Origin of the sequence: Mycobacterium sp. NAZ190054 (assembly GCF_001545925.1) — a bacterium.
GTDB lineage: Bacteria > Actinomycetota > Actinomycetes > Mycobacteriales > Mycobacteriaceae > Mycobacterium.
In genome coordinates this window covers 1-2,669 of sequence record NZ_LMVQ01000378.1, presented here as the reverse complement: position 1 = coordinate 2,669, position 2,669 = coordinate 1, and the positions used below count along the sequence as shown (strand labels likewise).

Below are 2,669 nucleotides of genomic sequence, written 5' to 3'. Positions count from 1 at the left end.
TCCTGTGGGACATGAGCGGCCGCCGGCTGATCGACATGCACCTCAACGGCGGCACCTACAACCTCGGGCACCGCAATCCCGAAGTGATGCAGGCGATCATCGACGGGATGGCGTACTTCGACGTCGGCGGCCACCCGCGTCGCCCGCATCTACGCGGACACGACCGAAGAGCTACGGCGCCAACGCGATTCGGCCCTGCCCGGGGTCAGCATGTTCGCGATCCAGACGTGCGCACTGCACGAGGCGTTCGCGGCGGCCGGGTTCGAGGTGGACCCGGTGGTCACCCTGCCTTTCGACGTCCGGCGCTACCTGCCCGACGGGCACGGAACCCTCGGGTCCTTCTCCGCCGGGCTGGATTTCACGCTCGAGCGGGACGCCGGACCGCGCGGGCTGCACGAGGAGATGACCACCGCGGCCCGCATGGCGCGCCCGGTCGCCAACCTGGTGGCGGGCACAGTGAAGACGAGGGCCGCGCTGCGCTCCGGTCGGCGCCCCGAGTGGGTGGTGCCCGCCCGGACCCCGCTGCGCCTGCTGCATTCCAGCATCGGCACCGTGCCCAAGAACCCCTGGACGTTCAGCGACCCCGCCGAGGCCCGGATCCTGGTGGCCAGCGACCCGGTGAGCCCGTGCGGGGTGACGGTCACCTCGGCCACGGTGATGGGCTCGCTGTGGCTGACGGCGGAGTTCCACGACACCGTCTTCGACGCCGAGATGGTCGACGGCGCTTTGGAATCCGTGTCCGAGCAGATGCGCAAACTGGTCGGCGGGTGAACGGCTACTCGACGACGTTGTCGTTGCCGGGGGCGTAGTACGGGTTCACGCTCCGGAACACCACGGTCTCACCCTGCTCGTAGACCGCCGTCCACTTCGGTGACCGGCGCAACGCGTCCTGCACGATGCCGACGGCCTCCGGGCGGAAGTCGCCGTAGTAGCGGATCGCCTTGTTCGACTGCTCGCTGAAGATGACGTACGCCATGTAGACACCGTTGGTGACGTCGTCGCTGAGGGTCTTCAGATCCTCCTCGGTCGGGAACGAGGCCTTGAGTTCGGCAAGTCGCGGATCCCTGCCGTCCCAGAGGTCGTAACTGACCGGCTCGTCGTAGTACGGGTTGAACAGCGTGAGCTCGGCGTAGTCGGCGTTGAGCCGGGTCGGCATCCCACCCAGGCGCATCATCACGAACCTGGTGCGTTTGTCGGCGTCGGTGGTGATCGACTGCATCAGGTCGACCTGGGCGCGGGTCTCGTAGATGAACGGCCACAACGCGACGTAGCCGTGCAGACCGGCCACCGGGGCCACCGTCGCCGCACCGACGGCGACCGTCCGCACCAGCCACCGGCGGGCCTGCGTCCCGTCGACCGCGGCCACCACCGCGGGGGCGATCAGGATCGCGCATCCGAGCAGCGAGTACAGGTACACGCGGAAGATCGCCTCGCCGCCGTAACTCTGACCGAGGAGCAGCCCGAACGAACTGAAGGCGACGATGCCCAGTGCCAGCACCGGACGTCTCCTGCGGCGCATCCAGACCGCGGCCGCCACCGCACCGAGCACGACGACGACCGACAGCCCGCGCACCACCGCCGAGGTGAAATCCTTGGCGGGCAGGCCGGAACTCTGGATGTTGCTGCCGGCGTTGCTCAGCGGGCTGCCGCCGGACAGCAGTCCGTACGGCAGCACCGCTTCGAGGTTCAGCAGCAGATAGGTCACGGCGATCGACACCATCGCCACCGCGACCCACCACGGGCGGGCCCTGCGGAACACGCACAGCAGGCACGCCGCGCCGACCGCCCAGAACGGGGTCAACTGGTGGGTGGGCACGGTCGCGGCGAACACGACGATGGCCAGGATTCCGCACGCCCGGCTGCGCGGCGATGCCAGCAGCAGCACGAGCATGCCGAAGGTCAGCACCACCGACCAGGCCTGCGGCGAGAAGTAGTCCTGCCCCACCCAGTTCACGATTTCGACGACGAACCCCGCGGTGACCGCGGTGCGCCGGGAACGTCCGAGCACCCGCGCCGCGGTGTAGACGGTCAGCGCGATCAGCACGTGCATGACGGGGGCGAACACGTGCGCGACGGTCATCGCCGGTATCCCGGTGACCTCGCAGAACCATGCCCAGGTCGTGAAGAACGCGGTCCACTGCGCGTAGATGTCGGTGCCGTCCGGCGCGATGCGGCCGTTGACCATGATGTAGTCGACGACGGCGAGATGCTTGTAGGTCCAGTCGTAGAGCGGGACCTCGGTGGCCACCACCGTGGTCACCCTGGACACGACTATCGCCGCGACCACCGCGGCGACCGCCGGCAGCAACTGCCGGTCCCGCACCGCGACCAGCAGCGCCCAGGTGCACAACACGATGCACACCGCCAGAAGCGGTCCGGTTCCGGAGAACAGCAGGCCGTAGTAGCCGGCGTCCGCACCCGGCAGCCCGGGCACCGCGAGCAGCCAGACGATCAGCGCCGCGGCACTGAGCAGCAGCGAGAGACGGCGTCGGGCGACGTTCCGGTGTGGCGGGCCGCGACGGGCGACGGTGCGCCGGCGCCACCGGCGGTGTCCATGCGGTGATCCACCCGGAAATCCCTGTCATCGACAACATCTCGTACCTGGTGGGTGACGGCGAGCATCCCGCGAAGCTGATGCATCCCGGCGATGCGCTGTTCGTCCCCGGCGA

The 2,669-nt window shown here is 69.1% G+C and carries 2 protein-coding genes and 2 pseudogenes; 3 read left to right on the top strand and 1 reads right to left on the bottom strand.

Annotated elements, in window-relative coordinates; all coding sequences use genetic code 11:
- Together ASJ79_RS34330 and ASJ79_RS22100 are read left to right on the top strand one after the other, a co-directional pair.
- Window positions 1–134 (top strand): annotated as a pseudogene (locus ASJ79_RS34330) (aspartate aminotransferase family protein); the annotation flags it as partial.
- Window positions 135–210: 76 nt separating this feature from the next.
- Entirely contained in the window at window positions 211–771 is a 561-nt protein-coding gene (locus ASJ79_RS22100) for a hypothetical protein (protein WP_067959931.1), read from the top strand.
- 4 nt (window positions 772–775) lie between these two features.
- On the opposite strand, the gene ASJ79_RS22095 is transcribed toward ASJ79_RS22100, so the two are convergent.
- Window positions 776–2,434, bottom strand: a complete 1,659-nt coding sequence (locus ASJ79_RS22095; protein ID WP_231750976.1) for a hypothetical protein — start codon at window positions 2,432–2,434, stop codon at window positions 776–778.
- Between the two features lie 104 nt (window positions 2,435–2,538).
- Between ASJ79_RS22095 and ASJ79_RS22090 the strand changes: the two are divergent.
- Window positions 2,539–2,669: pseudogene (locus ASJ79_RS22090) on the top strand (MBL fold metallo-hydrolase); the annotation flags it as partial.

Coding starts and splice junctions, on each gene's coding strand:
- ASJ79_RS22100 (WP_067959931.1), top strand. CDS start 211: ATGTTCGCGATCCAGACGTGCGCACTGCACGAGGCGTTCGCGGCGGCC.